General features: G+C 65.4%; 17 protein-coding genes. 2 read left to right on the top strand and 15 right to left on the bottom strand.

Going from position 1 to position 17,415, the window contains the following annotated elements; all coding sequences use genetic code 11:
* Positions 1-14: 14 nt before the first annotated feature.
* The 9 genes from ACZBJS_RS18420 to ACZBJS_RS18380 form a co-directional block, all read right to left on the bottom strand.
* Positions 15-1,262: an MFS transporter gene (locus ACZBJS_RS18420; protein ID WP_057019856.1), complete on the bottom strand. Its 1,248-nt coding sequence runs from the start codon at positions 1,260-1,262 to the stop codon at positions 15-17.
* Positions 1,259-2,644 carry a ribosome biogenesis GTPase Der gene (gene der / locus ACZBJS_RS18415; protein WP_463438962.1) on the bottom strand — a complete coding sequence of 462 codons (1,386 nt, stop codon included), beginning with the start codon at positions 2,642-2,644 and terminating at the stop codon, positions 1,259-1,261. Before der ends, ACZBJS_RS18420 begins: the two co-directional genes overlap by 4 nt.
* Before the next feature lie 152 nt (positions 2,645-2,796).
* Positions 2,797-3,354, bottom strand: coding sequence for a hypothetical protein (locus ACZBJS_RS18410; RefSeq protein ID WP_076831906.1), 558 nt, complete (start codon positions 3,352-3,354; stop codon positions 2,797-2,799).
* A 37-nt stretch (positions 3,355-3,391) separates the two neighbouring features.
* Positions 3,392-4,048, bottom strand: a complete 657-nt coding sequence (locus tag ACZBJS_RS18405; protein ID WP_028335134.1) for a tetratricopeptide repeat protein — start codon at positions 4,046-4,048, stop codon at positions 3,392-3,394.
* Positions 4,049-4,316: 268 nt separating this feature from the next.
* On the bottom strand, positions 4,317-5,915 hold the full coding sequence (locus ACZBJS_RS18400; RefSeq protein ID WP_316396185.1) for a class I adenylate-forming enzyme family protein: 1,599 nt from the start codon (positions 5,913-5,915) through the stop codon (positions 4,317-4,319).
* A 10-nt stretch (positions 5,916-5,925) separates the two neighbouring features.
* Positions 5,926-6,747 carry a 3-methyl-2-oxobutanoate hydroxymethyltransferase gene (gene panB, locus ACZBJS_RS18395; RefSeq protein WP_018271260.1) on the bottom strand — a complete coding sequence of 274 codons (822 nt, stop codon included), beginning with the start codon at positions 6,745-6,747 and terminating at the stop codon, positions 5,926-5,928.
* 2 nt (positions 6,748-6,749) lie between these two features.
* Positions 6,750-7,334 (bottom strand): NnrU family protein, encoded by a 585-nt coding sequence (locus ACZBJS_RS18390; RefSeq protein ID WP_057019851.1) that lies wholly within the window; start codon positions 7,332-7,334, stop codon positions 6,750-6,752.
* 193 nt (positions 7,335-7,527) lie between these two features.
* A complete protein-coding gene (locus ACZBJS_RS18385) occupies positions 7,528-8,139 on the bottom strand; it encodes a hypothetical protein (RefSeq protein WP_463438961.1) in 612 nt (203 codons plus the stop codon).
* A gap of 99 nt (positions 8,140-8,238) precedes the next feature.
* The gene (locus ACZBJS_RS18380) at positions 8,239-8,925 is read right to left on the bottom strand and encodes a TetR/AcrR family transcriptional regulator (protein WP_168855622.1); all 687 of its coding nucleotides are present in this window, start codon (positions 8,923-8,925) and stop codon (positions 8,239-8,241) included.
* A 79-nt stretch (positions 8,926-9,004) separates the two neighbouring features.
* Here ACZBJS_RS18380 and ACZBJS_RS18375 point away from each other — a divergent pair, with 79 nt between their 5' ends.
* Positions 9,005-10,150, top strand: coding sequence for an FAD-dependent oxidoreductase (locus ACZBJS_RS18375; protein ID WP_456785639.1), 1,146 nt, complete (start codon positions 9,005-9,007; stop codon positions 10,148-10,150).
* Between the two features lie 63 nt (positions 10,151-10,213).
* Here ACZBJS_RS18375 and ACZBJS_RS18370 read toward each other — a convergent pair whose 3' ends face one another.
* The gene (locus ACZBJS_RS18370; protein WP_028335130.1) at positions 10,214-11,833 is read right to left on the bottom strand and encodes a peptide chain release factor 3; all 1,620 of its coding nucleotides are present in this window, start codon (positions 11,831-11,833) and stop codon (positions 10,214-10,216) included.
* Between the two features lie 153 nt (positions 11,834-11,986).
* On the opposite strand from ACZBJS_RS18370, the gene sugE reads away from it, so the two are divergent.
* On the top strand, positions 11,987-12,301 hold the full coding sequence (gene sugE, locus ACZBJS_RS18365; RefSeq protein ID WP_016839884.1) for a quaternary ammonium compound efflux SMR transporter SugE: 315 nt from the start codon (positions 11,987-11,989) through the stop codon (positions 12,299-12,301).
* A 60-nt stretch (positions 12,302-12,361) separates the two neighbouring features.
* On the opposite strand, the gene ACZBJS_RS18360 is transcribed toward sugE, so the two are convergent.
* The 5 genes from ACZBJS_RS18360 to ACZBJS_RS18340 form a co-directional block, all read right to left on the bottom strand.
* Complete coding sequence (locus ACZBJS_RS18360) at positions 12,362-13,366, bottom strand: inorganic phosphate transporter (protein WP_141342303.1); 1,005 nt, start codon at positions 13,364-13,366, stop codon at positions 12,362-12,364.
* A 100-nt stretch (positions 13,367-13,466) separates the two neighbouring features.
* Positions 13,467-14,111, bottom strand: a complete 645-nt coding sequence (locus tag ACZBJS_RS18355) for a DUF47 domain-containing protein (RefSeq protein WP_057019846.1) — start codon at positions 14,109-14,111, stop codon at positions 13,467-13,469.
* 145 nt (positions 14,112-14,256) lie between these two features.
* A complete protein-coding gene (locus ACZBJS_RS18350) occupies positions 14,257-15,225 on the bottom strand; it encodes a branched-chain amino acid ABC transporter permease (RefSeq protein WP_057019845.1) in 969 nt (322 codons plus the stop codon).
* 1 nt (position 15,226) lies between these two features.
* Positions 15,227-16,090: a branched-chain amino acid ABC transporter permease gene (locus ACZBJS_RS18345; protein WP_016839880.1), complete on the bottom strand. Its 864-nt coding sequence runs from the start codon at positions 16,088-16,090 to the stop codon at positions 15,227-15,229.
* Positions 16,091-16,154: 64 nt separating this feature from the next.
* A complete protein-coding gene (locus ACZBJS_RS18340) occupies positions 16,155-17,384 on the bottom strand; it encodes an ABC transporter substrate-binding protein (RefSeq protein ID WP_141342302.1) in 1,230 nt (409 codons plus the stop codon).
* Positions 17,385-17,415: the final 31 nt, after the last annotated feature.

Here is a 17,415-nt window from a genome sequence, read left to right as displayed (position 1 = left end):
GTCGGCGGCCCGCCCTACGCTCTCTTTGCCGCCGTCGTGCGCCAGGCGATGGCGAGCGCGAGCAGCAGCAGCGCGCCGGCCAGATAGAACGGCGCGCCGGGCATCTTCACCGGCACGGTATCGCCGATGAAATACGCAAACGTCAGCGTGAACAGGAACGGGCCGATCAATTCCGACATGCTCTGCACGCTTGAAGTCGCGCCCTGCAACTGGCCCTGTTGATCGGCGGCGACGAGCTGCGTCGTCAGCGCCTGCGTCGCAGCGCCCGAGAGGCCCCACAGCGCCATCACGGGAATGCCGATCCAGAACAGCTGGCCGGTCGGCGCGGCGCCGAAGATCACGAAGCCCAAGGCGCCGCAGACGAGGCCGAGGAACAGCGCGTTGCGCTCGCCGAGGCGCTGCACGATCGGGCCGATCGCCGCGCCCTGCACGATCATGCCGCAGAGCCCGACCAGCGCCAGCGTCGCGCCGACGGTGCCGGTGTCCCAGCCATAGCGATAGGTGGCGTAGAGCACGAACACTGAGGGCAGCACGACATGCGCGAGCTGGCCGAAGAACGTCGCCAGCGACAGGCCGGCGAGCGTCCGGTTCGAGCGCAGGAAATGCAGCGCGCCGATCGGATTGGCGCTCTTCCATTTGAACGGCGCGCGCCGCTCCACGGGCAGCGATTCCGGCAGGATGAACAGGCCATACAGCCCGTTGACGAAGCTCAAACCCGCCGCCGCCCAGAACGGCAGCCGCGGATCGATCTCGCCGAGCAGGCCGCCGAGCGCCGGTCCGAGGATGAAGCCGGCGCCGAAGGCGACGCCAATCTTGCCGAACATCGCGGCGCGCTGCTCCGGCGCGGTGACGTCGGCGATATAGGCGAACACGGTCGAGATGCTCGACGAGGTGATGCCCGAGATCGCCCGCCCGATGAACAGCCAGATCAGGTTCGGCGCCAGCGCCATCAGCACATAGTCGGCGGCGAGGCCGAAATTCGACAGCAGAACCACCGGCCGGCGGCCGAAGCGATCGGACAGCGCGCCGAGGATCGGCGAGCAGACGAACTGCATCAAGGCCCAGATCGAGCCGAACACGCCGAAGATGCGCGCCGCATTTGCGGTGTCGTTGTTGACGAAGCCCTCGATCAGCTTGGGCAGGATCGGGATGATGATCCCGAGCGCGAGCATGTCGAGCAGCAACGTGATGAAGATGAAGATCACCGCGCCGCTGCGCGGTTGCGCTACAGCAACCGTGTCACCCTCCGACCTTTCGCTCACGACGGCCGTTTGCGCTTGTGGGCGAACGGATTGGCCTTCTCGCGCAGCGTGATCCGGATCGGCGTGCCCGGCAGATCGAAGGTCTCGCGCAGCGAGTTGATGAGGTAGCGCAGATAGGATCGCGGGATCGCGTCGGCGCGCGAGCAGAACAGCACGAAGCTCGGCGGGCGCGCCTTCACTTGCGTGATGTAGTTCAGCTTCAGCCTGCGGCCCGAAACCGCCGGCGGCGGGTTGGCCTGGATCGCCTGCTCGAACCAGCGATTGAGCGCCGAGGTCGGCAAGCGCCGGTTCCAGACCGCGTAGGCCTCCTGGATCGCCGTCATCAGGCGGTCGATGCCTTCGCCCATCAGGCCGGAGACGGCGACGATCGGCGCGCCCTTGACCTGCGGCAGCCAGTGGTCGGCATCGGTGCGCAGTTGCGAGATCTGGTTGGGCTTGCGCTCGACCAGGTCCCATTTGTTGACCGCGAGCACGATGGCGCGGCCTTCGCGCTCGACCAGGTCGGCGATGCGCAGGTCCTGCTCCTCGAACTTGTTCTGCGCGTCCATCATCATCACGACGACTTCGGCAAAGCGCACCGCGCGCAACGCGTCGGCCACCGAGAGCTTCTCCAGTTTCTCCTCGATCCGCGAGCGGCGGCGCAGGCCGGCGGTGTCGAACACCCGGAACTGGCGGCCCTGCCAGGTGATCTCGACCGCAATGGAATCGCGCGTGGTGCCGGCCTCGGGGCTGGTCAGCAGCCGCTCCTCGCCCAGCAGATGGTTGATCAGCGTCGACTTGCCGGCATTCGGCCGGCCGACGATGGCGACACGGATCGGGCGCTGCGCGGCCTCCTCCTCCGAGATGTCCTCATCGTCCTCAAGCTCGTCGTCTTCCTCCTCCGGTGTCTCCGGCACCAGCGCGCTCAGCGCCTCGTGGAGGTCGCCCATGCCCTCGCCATGCTCGGCCGAGATCTGGACGGGATCGCCGAGCCCGAGCGCGTAGGACTCCATCGCGCCGATCTCGCCATGCTTGCCCTCGGCCTTGTTGGCGACCAGCACCACCGGCTTGTTGGCCTTTCGCGCGAAGTCGGCGAAGGCACGGTCGGTCGGCGTCAGGCCGACGCGGGCGTCGATCACGAACATCAAGGCGTCGGCGAGCTCGATCGCGGTTTCGGTCTGCTCCTGCATCCGCGCCGTCAGCGAACCCTTGGCGCCTTCGTCCAGGCCCGCGGTGTCGATGATGGTGAAGTCGAGGTCGTAGAGCCTGGCCTGACCCTCGCGACGGTCACGCGTCACGCCGGGCTCGTCGTCGACGAGCGCGAGCTTCTGGCCGACCAGCCGGTTGAACAGCGTCGACTTTCCGACATTGGGCCGGCCGACAATGGCGATGGTAAAAGACATGGATCACCAGGCGCCGCGTTGCGGCGCGCGTCAATGAATTGAAGCAGGAGCCTAAAGCGCGATGAGATCGGATTGAATCGTCATCGCGCCTTAGATTCTTGTTTTAGCATGATCTTTTCGGAAAACCGCTTCGCACTTTTCCGGATCATGCTCTACCGGCTAAATCCGCCGCTCGGTAGCGGTGCGGGGAAGGCGCCGCCGGATTGTTGCGTGGTCTGGGTCTGCTGGGCCGGCGCCGCGGGCTGTGCCTGCTGGTCGTCGGCGGGCGGCGCGGTGGTGCGGCGGCGGACGATCTTCTTCGGCTTCGGCTCCGGCGGCAGCGCGGCGGGCGCGCCCTCCTCGGCTGCGGCATCGGGAGCAGCCGCCTGATCCGCGGCCGGCGCCGCCCTGCCCTTGGCGTGCTTCTTCGCGCCCTTCGGCGGCTCGGGCGGCGGGGCCGGCTGGGCGGCAGCGGCTGCCGCGGCGTTCTGCTGATCGAGCTGTTCCTGCTGCGAGCCCTTGTACAATTCCTTCGGCACACCCTGCTCGAGGCCGGGCACGCCTTCGGGGAATACCGGCTTGCGGTCGCCGGCCAGCTTCTTCTTGGTGTCAAGGAAGTCGAGCAGGTCGCTCGGATCGAAATTGGACATGCCGCCACCGCCGCACCCCGCCAGCACGCTGCAAAGCGCTGTCAGAACTGCGGCTGCGATCAGGCGTTGCGAGCGGCGCATGGTCGATCTCTCACTCAAACTCGGGTTTCGCGCCAAGTCAGCTCTTCGCGACCGGCGGCAACAAGGCCTGCAGCGCTTCGGCACGCGAGCGCAGGCTCGGCGGCGTCTCACCGTCATTGGCAATCTGGTCGAGCCACTGCCGCGCGGCGGTGGCATCGTTGGCGCGCCAGGCCGACAGCGCCAGCAGCTCGCGGGCGGAGTGACGGAACGTCGAGTCCTTCGCCGTTGCCGTGGCCTCGAGCCGTTGCAGCATATTCGGATAGGTGGTGGTTTCCATCGCGAGCTGCGCGGCGCGGATCCGCGCCAGGTCCTGCTCGGGACCGCCGACGCTGCGGTCGGCTGCGATCTCGTCATAGAGCTTCGCGGCAGCCGGCTGATCGCGGGTCGCGACCTCGGCGGCCATGCGCAGCCGCGCCAGATTGCGGTAGCCGGACGGTGCCTTGGTGATGAGAGCGGCGAACGCAGCCTCGGCCTCGGCGTGCTTGTTCTGATCGGACAATTCGACGGCACGGTCGAACGCCGCACCGGCCTCGGCGGCCTTCTTGGCCTCAAGATACTGGTAGCCGCGCCAGCCACCGACGCCCGCAACGATCAGGATCGCCAGGGCGATGATAAAGAGCGAGTACTTGTCCCACAGCTTCTTGAGCTGATCGCGACGGACTTCCTCGTCGACTTCGTCAAATAATTCAGACACTTAAGGCTATCCCATCCCCTCGGGACCGCTGCTATCGGTGGGGCCCAGCCCTACCCGATCCCCACATCGCGGCGGCGTTACCCTAATGGTGTGGCGGAGGCAAGGCAAAGCGAGGCGGATCAAAGCGTTAACGGGGGACGTTTGCGACTTGCCGCAACAGGCCCCCAGCCCGCGCTGCACGTGCCGACCTAAGAGCGAGCTTCGCTCGTCTCGACCCCCGCAAGCGGGAGAGGTCGACCGAATTCGCGGATGGTACGTCCACGCCTCGCTAGGTGCCTATCGCGGACAGGCTCTCCCTGATCTGGCGCTTGATCACCTTGCCGTTGGCGTTGCGCGGCAGCGGCTCTGATGTCAGCGCCATGGTCTCCGGCACCTTGTAGTCGGAGAGCCGCTCGGCGCACCAGGCGCGCAGGCTCTCTGCATTCACGTCCGTGCGGGTCACGATCACGGCGTGCACGCGCTCGCCGAGCACCGGGCACGGCTTGGCGATGATCGCGCTCTCGACCACGGCGGGATGGCCGGCCAGAACAGACTCGACCTCGGCGGAATAGATCTTCAGGCCGCCGCGGTTGATCATGTCCTTCTGGCGATCGAACACACGGACGAAGTTTGCCGCGTCGATCGAGCCGAGATCGCCGGAATGCCAGAAGCCGGCCGTAAAACTCTCCGCTGTCGCCTTCGGATTGTTCCAGTAACCCTTGATGACCGAGGCGCTGCGGATCCAGAGCTCGCCGATCTCGCCGCGCGGCAGTTCGCGGCCGTCAGCGCCCATCACGATGATCTCGGCACCGGGGCACGGCAAACCGACGCTGTCGATATGGGCGGCGGTCAGTTCGCCCGGCATCAGCGTCGAGGGCGACGTGGTCTCGGTCGCGCCGTAGCAATTCGCAAGCTTCAGCCCGGGAATCTTGGCGTCGAGTTTTTCGATGGTTGCGACCGGCATCGGCGCGCCGCCGAAGCCGCCGATCCGCCAGCTCGACAGATCGTAGCTGTCGAAATCCGGCTGCATCAGGCAGAGATTGTACATCGCCGGCACCATCACCGTGTAGCTGACGCGCTCGCGCGCCGCGACCTTCAGATATTCCGAGGCCTTGAACTCCGGCATAATGATCAGCGCGCCGGCGCAGCGTGCCATGGTGGTGATGTTGGCGACCGCGCCGGTAACATGCGCGAGCGGCACCGCGGCGATCGAGCGATCCGACTTGGTCAGCTTCAGGCACGACACGAACACCATCGAGGAGTGGATGATGTTGCAATGGGCGAGCATGGCGCCCTTGGGCCGGCCCGTGGTGCCCGATGTGTAGAGGATCATCGCGGTGTCCTCTTCCCTCACCTGTGCCGGCGCCCGGGCCGCAACGTTGTCGACGAGACCGGCGAATTGCGACGCGCCGTCGTCGCTGACCGAGATGCGATGCTTGAGGCCGGGAACATCGGCCGCATCAGGGATGCGGTCGGCGAGCGTGGCCTCATGGACCAGAAGCGTCGCGCCGCAATCGTTCAGCACATAGGCGATCTCGGGCTTCTGCTGGCGCGTCGAGAGCAGCACCGTGACCAACCCGGCATGCGCGGCGGCGAACATCGTCAGCACGAATTCGATGCGGTTGCCGAGCAGGATCGCGACGCGGTCGCCGGGCGCAAGGCCGAGTCTTGCAAAGCCCGCCGCGACCTTTGCCGATTTCTCCGCGACCTCGCGCCAGCTCAGGCGCGTCGCGCCGCAGACCAGCGCCTCGCCGTCGCCGTTCTGCGCAACGGCGTCCGCGATCATCGCCCAAAGGCTGCCGGGCCGCTCCGGGAAAGCCGGCACGACGCGGTCGCCGAACCGCGGCTCGAGCCGCATCGGCGGAATTGCGTGCTGCGACCAGTCCATGCGCGCCCGGTCAGCTCTTCTTCATGCCGTAGACGTGCTCCGGCCCCGGGAAGGCGCGGCTCTTCACGTCGCGCGCATAGCCGGCGATCGCCTCCTCGATCATCGGCCCGAGATTGCCGTAGCGGCGCACGAATTTCGGCGCCCGCGGCGACAGGCCGAGCATGTCCTCCAGCACCAGCACCTGGCCGTCGCAGGCAGCGCTGGCGCCGATGCCGATGGTCGGCACCGCGATCGACTGCGTGATCTTGCGCGCCAGCGGCTCGGCGACCGCCTCGACCACGATCGAGAACGCGCCCGCCTCCGCGATCGCCCTGGCGTCGTTCTCGATCGGCGCCCAGTTCTCTTCCTCGCGGCCCTGCGCGCGGAACGAGCCAAGCGTGTTGATCGACTGCGGCGTCAGACCGATATGGCCCATCACCGGAATGCCGCGCTCGGACAGGAACGCCACCGTCTCCGCCATCCGCGCGCCGCCCTCGAGCTTGACCGCGCCGCACAGCGTCTCCTTCATGATCCGCACCGCGGATTGAAACGCCTGCTCCTTCGAACCCTCATAGGAGCCGAACGGCATGTCCACCACGACGAGCGCAGCTTGCGAGCCGCGCATCACCGCGCGGCCTTGCAGGATCATCATGTCGAGCGTGACCGGCACGGTGGTCTCGAAGCCATGCATGACGTTGCCGAGGGAATCGCCGACCAGGATGGCGTCGCAATGACGGTCGACCAGCGCCGCGGTGTGCGCATGATAGGACGTCAGCATCACGATCGGCTCGCCGTTCTTGCGGGCGCGGAGATCGGGCGCGGTCTTGCGCTTGATGGCGGATTGAACAGACATAGTCAGGCTCCCATGACAGGCACGCCGATCACGACCGGGTGGAACGCAAACGCCAGCGCCAGATAGACGATGACACCGACCGCGATCGCGATCAGGTCGTTGGTTGGGCCGCCCACCGGAATCGGCGGCGCGCCAGCATCCGTGCGGCGCTTCAGCGAGATGCGGTCATAGACCGCCCAGCCGAGAAACGAGCCGAACAGGATGATCGAGCCGAGGTCGCCGTTGGCGAGCAGATGCGCGAACGCCCACAGCTTCACGCCGGCGAGCATCGGATGCTTCAGCGTGGTGTAGATGCGGCCGCGGATATAGGAGGCGACGACGAGGATGACGGCGGGCAGCATCAGCGCGACCGTGATGTGCTTGAGCGCCGTCGGCGGGGTCCAGACGTCGATCCATCCGCTCGCGCGATAATGCGCAAAGCCCCAGATGATCAGCACGAGCCCGGCCGCGGAGGCGAGCGAATAGGCGATCTTGTAGCCGCCCTCGCCCATCGCCTTGATCAGGCCGGCGCGCATCTCGCGCAGGCTTGACAGCACATGGACGCCGAGGAACAGCACGAGACCCAGGATCATGACGAGCAGTCCCACGATGTTCCTCCCCTGATCGAACTAATGCCTTCGCGTATCACCTTCGCCGGGCGGGTGGCAATGCGTCACGACACGACTCCGTCATTCCGGGATGGCCCGCAGGGCCGGACCCGGAATCTCGAGGTTGCCGGGCGCGCAAGCCAATCCCGGGATTCCGGGTTCGCGCTTGCAGCGCGCCCCGGAATGACGTGTCTCACGGCTTGCCGGCCGATTTGGCCAGCTCCCGGTTGTCGACATAGCGGATCATGATCGGCCGGCCGGCCAGCGCGCCGCCCAATCCGCCGGTGAATTTCAGCGGCAGGCAGGCATCCAGCGAGGCGTTGATCGCATTGAGGTAGGTGGTGCGGGTGTCGGCCGGGATGCCCCGCGTCGAAAACGTCAGGCGCGGCGCGCCGATCATCTCGCCCGATCGTTTGAAGCTGAATCGCACCGACATCTGCATGCCCGCGCGCGCGTCGTCCGGCGGTGGCGGCGCCCAGCAGGCGCGCAGCGCGGCGAACAGATCGCCGATGGTATTGAGATCATGATCCGGCTTGCGGTACTTCTCGGCCTGATCCTGCGGTGGCACGGTCAGGATCGTGAGCTGGAGATTTTCGCCGTACGGATAATCCATCTCGGGCAGGCATGGCCCGTGGTTGAACACGCTGCAATAGGACGGGATGCAAGGCCCTTCGTCGAGCACGCTGCAAGGCGTGTGTGCGAAGGGCGCCGGGTTGGTTTGTTGCCGCTGCTGCGCAGAGGCCGCGCTCACGAGCGCAAAGGCCGGCACGGCAAAAGCGAGGCAGATGGCGACGCGTCGGAGCATGCAGGCGGACCCGGATTGCACTCCGGAGAAAATGGGTCCGCGGCCGGACCGCATCAAGCGGGGCGGCGTTCAATTCCTCGCGCTTGTCAATACTAAAACCTAGGTTCGGCCGGTTCGTGTCCCCTTGATACCGGCGAGGATGAGATCGATGCCGGCGAGATAGTCGACACGGTCGTCGTGGTCCCGCATCGCGCCGGCCACGCTGCGTGCAAACGGGTAGTCGCTTGCGTCGAGCGCGGACCAGTCGGTCGCCACCGCATCCAGGAAGCTCGATCGGTCCAGGCCATGCGTCCGCGCGAACTGCGCGTTGGCTGCGTTCTGGCCACCGACGCCAAGGATGTAGTTCAGCAGGACCGAGACGATCGTCCACTGCGTGTCGGCAGCCACGCCAAGCGCGCGAACCTGCTGGCCGATGCATTCCAGAACGCGCACGGTCGGCAACTGCCCGGCAGCACGGATCAGCGCTGTCCCGACCCACGCATGCGCCTCCATTGCGTCGAACATGCCGAGCGCAAGGGCGCGAATGGTGGCCTTCGGCGATCCGCTGACCGCGTGCGCATCCACCATACGCGCGACAATGGCGTCGCAGGCGGCGACCAGCAGATCACTCTTGTTGGCGATATGCCAGTAGATCGCGCCGGGACCGGTCGCGAGCCGTTCGGACAGGGCGCGGAACGTCAGACCGTCCTCGCCGCTTTCGTCCAGGAGCTCGATCGAAGCCTCGATGATGCGATCCCGCGAGAGCGAGTCCTCGCGTCGCTGGCTGCTGCGCGCCTTCTTGACCATGCCGCACCTTGACACGTCTGGAACGGCATTCCAAGTATTGGAACGACGTTCCATAACTCTCAGCCCGGAAGGACTCCGCATGAAATCTCCCGTCACGATCGTCGGTGCCGGCCTCGGCGGCCTGACGCTTGCCCGCGTCCTCCACGTCCACGGGATCGCAGCGATCGTCTACGAAGCGGAGGCCTCCGCAGAGGCACGAACGCAGGGCGGCATGCTCGATATCCATGAGCACAACGGCCAACGCGCGCTGAAGGCCGCAGGCCTGTTTGAGGAGTTCCGCGAGCTGATCCACCCCGGCGGCCAGGAAACCCGCGCGCTCGATACCCAAGGCAATGTCCTGCTGCATCATCCGGATGACGGCACGGGCGGGCGCCCCGAGGTGCCGCGGGGCGAGCTGCGCCGGATCCTGCTCAATTCGTTGCCCGAAGGCACGGTGCGGTGGGGACACAAGGTCATAGCGGCCTCACCGCTCGGCGGCGGGCGGCATGTATTGAGCTTTGCCGACGGCACGACGGTGACGACCGACCTTCTGGTCGGGGCCGACGGTGCCTGGTCGCGCGTGCGATCGCTTCTCTCCGCAGACAAGCCGACCTATGTCGGCACTTCGTTCATCGAGACATATCTGTTCGACGCCGATGTCCGTCACCGAGCGAGCGCGGAAGCGGTTGGCGGCGGCGCCATGTTCGCGCTGGCGCCGGGAAAGGGCATCGCCGCGCATCGTGAGCCGAACGGCGTGCTGCACACCTATGTGGCGCTGACCAAGCGTGAGGAATGGTTTGCCAACCTCGACTTCTCCAACCCTGCGAGCGCCCTCGCCCGCGTCGCCGAGGAATTCGATGGCTGGGCCCGGGCGCTGACCGCGCTGATCACCGATGGCGAGACGGCGCCGGTGCTGCGCCTCATCCATGCGCTTCCGGTCGCACATCAATGGGACCACGTGCCCGGCGTCACGCTGCTCGGCGATGCAGCGCATCTGATGGTTCCATCGGGCGAAGGCGCCAATCTCGCAATGTACGACGGTGCCGAACTCGGCGCGGCGATCGCTGCCAACCCAGGTGACGTCGAGGCCGCGCTCGCCGCCTATGAAAAGGACCTGTTTCCCCGCAGCGCGTCCGAAGCGGCTGATGCGGAGGAGCTCCTCGAGTTGTGCTACGGCGCTAACGCGCCGCAGAGCCTGATCGACTTTTTCGGCAGTCACCTCCCCGCCGAGAACCGTAGCGAGTAACGGAGAAGCCGCCGCGTACAGGGTCCCCGATCGAGCCGAGGGACGACACAGGAGCGAGCGCCACTACGCCTTCTTCTTCACGTCCTTGACGTTGGAGAAGGTGATGCCCTCGGCGCGCTCGCGGGTGTAGCCAAGATAGAACTCGTTCTTGGCCATGAACACGGGATCGCCGTCGACGTCGTCGGCGATGCCGGAATTGTTGGCGGAGATGAAGGCGTCAAGCTGCTTGCGGTCGTCGGACGAGATCCAGCGCGCCAGCGAAAATTCGCTGATCTCGAACTCGACCGGCAGCGAATATTCCGCATCGAGCCGCGCCTTCAACACATCGAGCTGCAGCGGGCCGACCACGCCGACCAGCGCGGGCGCGCCGTCGCGCGGGCGGAACACCTGCACGACGCCCTCCTCCGACATCTGCTGCAAGGCTTCCTTCAGCTTCTTCGCCTTCATCGCATCGGTCAGCCGGACGCGGCGGACGATTTCCGGCGCGAAGCTCGGTACGCCGACGAAGGTCAGATCCTCGCCCTCGGTCAGGGTGTCGCCTATCCTGAGCGTGCCGTGGTTGGGAATGCCGACGACGTCACCGGCAAAGGCCTCGTCGGCGACCGAGCGGTCCTGCGCGAAAAAGAACTGCGGGCTCGACAGGCTCATGTTTTTGCCGGTGCGTACCAGCTTGGCCTTCATGCCGCGGCTGAGCTTGCCCGAGCACAGCCGGGCGAAGGCGATGCGGTCACGGTGGTTCGGATCCATGTTGGCCTGGATCTTGAACACGAATGCGCTCATGCGCGGCTCCGATGCCTCGACCTTGCGCAAATCCGAGTCCTGCGCGCGCGGCGCCGGCGCGAACTTGCCGAGGCCTTCGAGCAAATCGCCGACGCCGAAATTGCGCAGCGCGCTGCCGAAATAGACCGGCGTCAGGTGGCCCTCGCGGAACGCCGCGAGCTCGAACGGCTTGCAGGCTTCCGAGGCCAGCGCGAGCTCGTCCTTGACCTCGGCGACGTCGAGATTGGGATTGCGCTTGCCGAGATCGGCGATGTCGATCTGCTCGGTGGCGCCGGTCTTGGCGCCGCCGCCCTCGAGTAGCCGCACGCCGCCATTGACGACGTCATAGGTGCCGAGGAAGTCGCGGCCACGGCCGACCGGCCAGGTCATCGGCGTCGTGTCGAGCGCCAGCGTCTTCTCGATCTCGTCCAGAAGCTCGAACGTGTCGCGGCTCTCGCGGTCCATCTTGTTAATGAAGGTGATGATCGGGATGTCACGCAGCCGGCACACCTCGAACAGCTTTCGCGTGCGCGCCTCGATGCCTTTCGCCGCGTCGATCACCATCACAGCGGAATCGACCGCGGTCAGCGTGCGATAGGTATCTTCCGAAAAGTCCTCGTGGCCCGGCGTGTCCAAGAGGTTGAACACGAGGTCGTTGAACTCGAAGGTCATCACCGAGGTGACGACCGAGATGCCGCGCTCGCGCTCGATCTTCATCCAGTCCGAGCGCGTGTTGCGCCGCTCGCCCTTGGCCTTGACCTGGCCCGCGAGATTGATGGCGCCCCCGAACAGCAGCAGCTTTTCCGTCAGCGTGGTCTTGCCGGCGTCCGGGTGCGAGATGATCGCGAAGGTACGCCGTCGCGCCACTTCCTCTGAAAGCGGCGAGCGGGACGGCGATTCGGCTGAAACTGAAATGTCGGACATGGCGGGGCATTTGGCAGGGAAAACGGGCGCAATCAAGGGCGTTTTGTCGCAATGCGGAACGCCCGCACCATCCCCATATGGGCACCGGAAGGACGACCTTCTCCTCACCATACCATTCGCGGGGACGACCCTGCCTTATCTGGAGGGTTCGTGATGGCTTGGACCATTCTGTTCACCGCTGGCCTGCTCGAGATCGGCTGGGCGATCGGGCTGAAATATACCGAAGGTTTCTCGCGGCTGGTGCCGTCGGTGCTGACGCTGGCGGCGATGGCCGGCAGCGTGATCCTGCTCGGCCTCGCGCTGAAGACGCTGCCGATTGGAACCGCCTATGCGGTCTGGACCGGGATCGGCGCGGTCGGCACCGCGGCGCTCGGCATCATCCTGCTCGGCGAACCCGCGACCGCGATGCGGCTTGCCAGCATCGGACTGATCGTTGCCGGCATCGTCGGGCTGAAGCTGGTCGGCTGATTACTCCTTTTTGGGACGCGTTTTCTTAACGCGAACCGGCTTCCACTTCGCTCGAAAACGCTACTTCAGAATCTGCACCGCCCAATAGCTCGCGGCTGCGACCGCGGCCGACGCCGGGATCGTGATCACCCAGGCGTAGACGATCGAGCTCGCCACATTCCAGCGCACGGCGGAAAGCCGCCGTGCGGCGCCGACGCCGACGATGGCGCCCGTGATGGTGTGCGTGGTCGATACGGGAACCCCGAGATAGGTCGCCATGAACAGCGTCACGGCGCCGCCGGTTTCGGCGCAGAAACCCTGCATCGGCGTCAGCTTGGTGATCCGCAGCCCCATGGTGCGGACGATCCGCCAGCCGCCCATCAGGGTACCCAGCGCCATCGCGCCCTGGCAGGCCAGCACCACCCAGAACGGAATTTCGAAGGTGTCGCCGAGATGGCCCTGCGAATAGAGCAGCACGGCGATGATGCCCATGGTCTTTTGCGCGTCGTTGCCGCCATGGCCGAGCGAATAGAGCGACGCCGAGGCGAATTGCAGGATGCGGAATGCGCGATCGACCGCGAACGGCGTCGAGCGCACCGAGAGCCAGGACACGATCGCGACCAGCACCAGCGCCAGCAGGAAGCCGACCAGCGGCGACAGCACGATCGCGAGCAAGGTCTTGGAGAGCCCGCTCCACACCGCCGCCGAAATCCCCGCCTTCGCCATGCCGGCGCCGACCAGGCCGCCGATCAGCGCGTGCGAGCTCGACGACGGAATGCCCAGCGCCCAGGTGATCACGTTCCAGACGATCGCGCCGACCAATGCTGCGAAGATCACGGTCGCATCCACCACCGACGGCTCGATGATCCCGGTGCCGATCGTGTTGGCAACGTGCAGGCCGAACACGAGGAACGCGACGAAGTTGAAGAACGCCGCCCAGACCACCGCATATTGCGGCCGCAGCACGCGGGTCGAGACGATGGTCGCGATCGAGTTCGCGGCATCGTGCAGGCCGTTCAGGAAGTCGAACAGCAGCGCGACCGCGATCAGGATGGTCAGAATCGGAAGACCCAGCGTGGCGTCCACGTGATGGCCCTGCCCTATTGTGCTTTGTTGAGCATGATCGCCGCGCAAACGCTTCGTGTTTGTCGCAGGGAAAACCGCATCACACTTTTCCGGATCATGCTCAGACTTGCTCGATCACGATCGAGTTGATCTCGTTCGCCACGTCGTCGAAACGGTCGGCCACTTTCTCGAGATGGTCGTAGATCTCCGCGCCGACGATGTAGTCCATCGTGTTGGCGTCGCGGTGCTTCAGGAACAGCTCCTTGAGCCCGATATCCTGGAGATCGTCGACCCGGCCCTCGAGCTTGGTCAGTTCCTCGGTGATCTGGGTCAGCATCGAGACGTTGTGGCCGATCGACTGCAACAGGGGCAGCGCGCGGCCGACCAGATTGGCGCATTCGACGATCAGGCCGCCCATCTCGCGCATCGGCGGCTCGAACTCGCGCACCTCGAACAGCATGACCGCCTTTGCGGTCGCCTGCATCTGGTCGACCGCGTCGTCCATCGAGGTGATCAGGTTCTTGATATCGCCACGATCGAACGGGGTGATGAAGGTGCGGCGAACCGCGGTCAGGACCTCGCGGGTGACGCTATCGGCGTCGTTCTCGAACTGATTGACGCGCTGGCAAAAGACCGGAGTCTCCTCCCCGCCCTTCAGCATGTCCTGCAACGCCAATGCGCATTGCACGGAGGTCCGGGCGTGTCGGGCGAACAGGTCGAAAAACCGCTCTTCCTTGGGCAGGAAGGCGCGAAACCAGCGCAGCATGTCTCAGTTCCATCATTCCGGGACAGCCCTTTTAGCGACTGTCACAGAACTGTCATAGAGCATCTGGCGGGGAAAGCATCGGGGTCGACCGCCCGAGCGGGCGGTCGTCCACCGCTATGTCGGCCGAAAGTCGCCGGGACCTGCCCTACAGCGACCGCCGCAACAAATGGGCCAGCTCACCGACCAGGCCACGCCGGAACAGCAGCACGCAGGCCACGAAGATCACGCCCTGGATCACCGTCACCCACTGGCCGAAACCGGCGAGATATTGCTGCATGGCGATGATCACGAAGGCGCCGACCACCGGGCCGAAGATGGTGCCGAGACCGCCGACCAGCGTCATCAGCACGATTTCACCGGACATCGACCAGTGCACGTCGGTGAGCGAGGCATTCTGCGCCACGAACACCTTCAGCGAGCCGGCAAAGCCCGCCAGCGTGCCCGACAGGATGAAGGCGAGCAGCTTGTACTGGTCGGTCTTGTAGCCAAGCGAAATCGCCCGCGGCTCGTTTTCGCGGATCGACTTCAGCACCTCGCCGAACGGCGAGTTGATGGTGCGGTAGATCAGCAGGAACCCGGCGAGGAAGCCGACCAGCACGACATAGTAAAGCACCAGCGGCTTCGAGAGATCGAAGATGCCGAGCAGGTGGCCTTGCGGAATGCCCTGGATGCCGTCTTCACCATGGGTGAACGGCGCCTGCAAATAGAGGAAGTAAAGCAGCTGCGACAGCGCCAGCGTGATCATCGAGAAATAGATGCCCTGCCGCTTGATCGAGATGTAGCCGGTGACCAGGCCGAGCAAGGCCGCGGCCGCGGTGCCGACCAGGATGCCGAGCTCCGGCGTCAGCCCCCACACCTTCAGCGCGTGGGCCGAGACGTAGCCGGCGGTGCCGAGGAACATCGCGTGGCCGAACGACAGCAGGCCGCCATAGCCGATCAGGAGGTTGAAGGCGCAGGCGAGCAGCGCGAAGCACAGCGCCTGCATGACGAAGAACGGATAGATCCCCGTCCACGGCACGATCGCCAGCAGCAGCGCCATCGCGGCGAATACGATCATCTCGTCGCGCATCGCGCGCGGCGTGATCGGAAGTGTATCGTCGGTCAATGCTGACATATCAAGCCGCCCGTCCCGTCAGTCCCGTTGGCTTCACCAGCAACACCACCACCATCAGGACAAACACCACGGTGTTGGAGGCCTCGGGATAAAAATACTTGGTCAGTCCCTCGATCACGCCTAGCGCGAAGCCGGTGATGATCGAGCCCATGATCGAGCCCATGCCGCCGATCACGACCACCGCGAACACCACAATGATGAGATCGGCGCCCATCAGCGGACGGACCTGGTTGATCGGCGCCGACAGCACGCCGGCAAGCGCGGCAAGACCGACGCCGAGCCCGTAGGTCAGCGTGATCATGCGCGGCACGTTGATGCCGAACGCGCGCACCAGCGTCGGGTTCTCGGTCGCGGCGCGCAGGTAGGCGCCGAGCTGCGTCTTCTCGATCAGGAACCAGGTCGCAAGGCACACCACGAGCGAGAAGATGACGACCCAGCCACGATAGATCGGCAGGAACATGAAGCCGAGATTGACGCCGCCCTTGAGCTGATCGGGGATCGAGTAAGGCAGGCCCGAGGAGCCGAAATAGTTCTGGAACACGCCCTGCACGATCAGCGCGATGCCGAAGGTCAGCAGCAATCCGTAGAGATGATCGAGGCCGGTCAGCCATTGCAGCATGGTCCGCTCGAGGATCATGCCGAAGATGCCGACCACGACGGGTGCGATGATCAGCGCCCACCAGTAATTGATGCCGCCCAGGTTGAGCAGGAAATACGCCACGAAGGCGCCCATCATGTAGAGCGCGCCATGCGCGAAATTGATGATGTTGAGCATGCCGAAGATGACGGCGAGCCCCAGACTGAGCAGCGCGTAGAACGAGCCGTTGATCAGTCCCACCAGAAGCTGTGCGTAGAGAGCCTGCATCGAATGAGCTTTCGCTAGATAGATGAAGCCCGCCGGCCACGCGCATGGCCGGCGGGCATGATCGTCACTTCTTCAGAAGCGCGCAGGCGCTCTTGTCGAGCGGCGTGAAGGCCTGGTTGCCCGGCACGGTGCCGACCAGCTTGTAGAAGTCCCACGGTCCCTTGGACTCCGAAGGCTTCTTCACTTCGAACAGGTAGGCGTCGTGGGTGACGCGGCCGTTGGGCTCGACCTCGCCCTTGCCGAACAGCGGATCGTCGGTCGGGATCGTCTTCATCTTCGCGACCACCTTGGCGCCGTCATGCGGATTGCCGCCGAGCGCTTCCAGCGCCTTGAAGTAATGCATGAGGCCCGCATAGACGCCGGCCTGCACCATGGTCGGCGGCGCGCTGTTCTTCATCCGCTCCGAGAAGCGCTTGGAGAAGGCGCGGGTCTTGTCGTTGAGGTCCCAGTAGAACGTCTCGGTGAAGTTGAGGCCCTGCGCAGTCTCGAGCCCGATCGCCTTGACGTCGGTGAGGAACAGCAGCAGCGCCGCGAGCTTCTGGCCGCCCTTGACGATGCCGAACTCGGCCGCCTGCTTGATCGAGTTGGTGGTGTCGCCGCCGGCATTGGCGAGACCGATGATCTTGGCCTTGGAGGCCTGCGCCTGCAGCAGGAAGGAGGAGAAGTCAGCGGTGTTGAGCGGATGCTTGACGCCGCCGACCACCTTGCCGCCATTGGCGGTGACGACGGATGTGGTGTCGCGCTCGAGCGCGGCGCCGAACGCGTAATCCGCGGTGAGGAAGAACCAGGTGTCCCCGCCCGCCTTCACCAGCGCCTGGCCGGTGGCGTGGGCGAGCATGTAGGTGTCGTAGGTCCAGTGCACGGTATTCGGCGAGCACTGCGCGTTGGTGAGATCCGAGGTGGCGGCGCCCGAATTGATGTAGACGCCGTTCTTTTCCTTCACGACGTTGTTGACCGCGAGCGCGACGCCGGAATTCGGCACGTCGACGATGGTGTCGACCTTGTCGACGTCGAACCACTGGCGGGCGATGGTGGTGCCGATATCGGGCTTGTTCTGGTGATCGCCGGAGATCAGGTCGATGGTCCAGCCCTTGGCCTTGAGGCCGGAGTCCTCGATCGCCATCTGCGCCGCCAGCGTCGAGCCGGGGCCGGCGAGATCCGCGTAGAGGCCGGACTGGTCCGACAGCGCGCCGATCTTGACCGTCTTGTCGAGCTTTTCCTGGGCGGAGGCGACGCTTGCGGCGGACAGCACCATCGCGGTGCCGAGCAAGAGCGCCGAAATCTTGTTCTTCATGTCGTATTCCCTCGTCCTAAATTTTCTGGTT

The sequence above is a fragment of the Bradyrhizobium sp. KZN70725 genome (assembly GCF_055264925.1).
The sequence above is the reverse complement of the archived record's forward strand: the minus strand, read 5'-3'. Positions and strand labels throughout refer to the sequence as shown.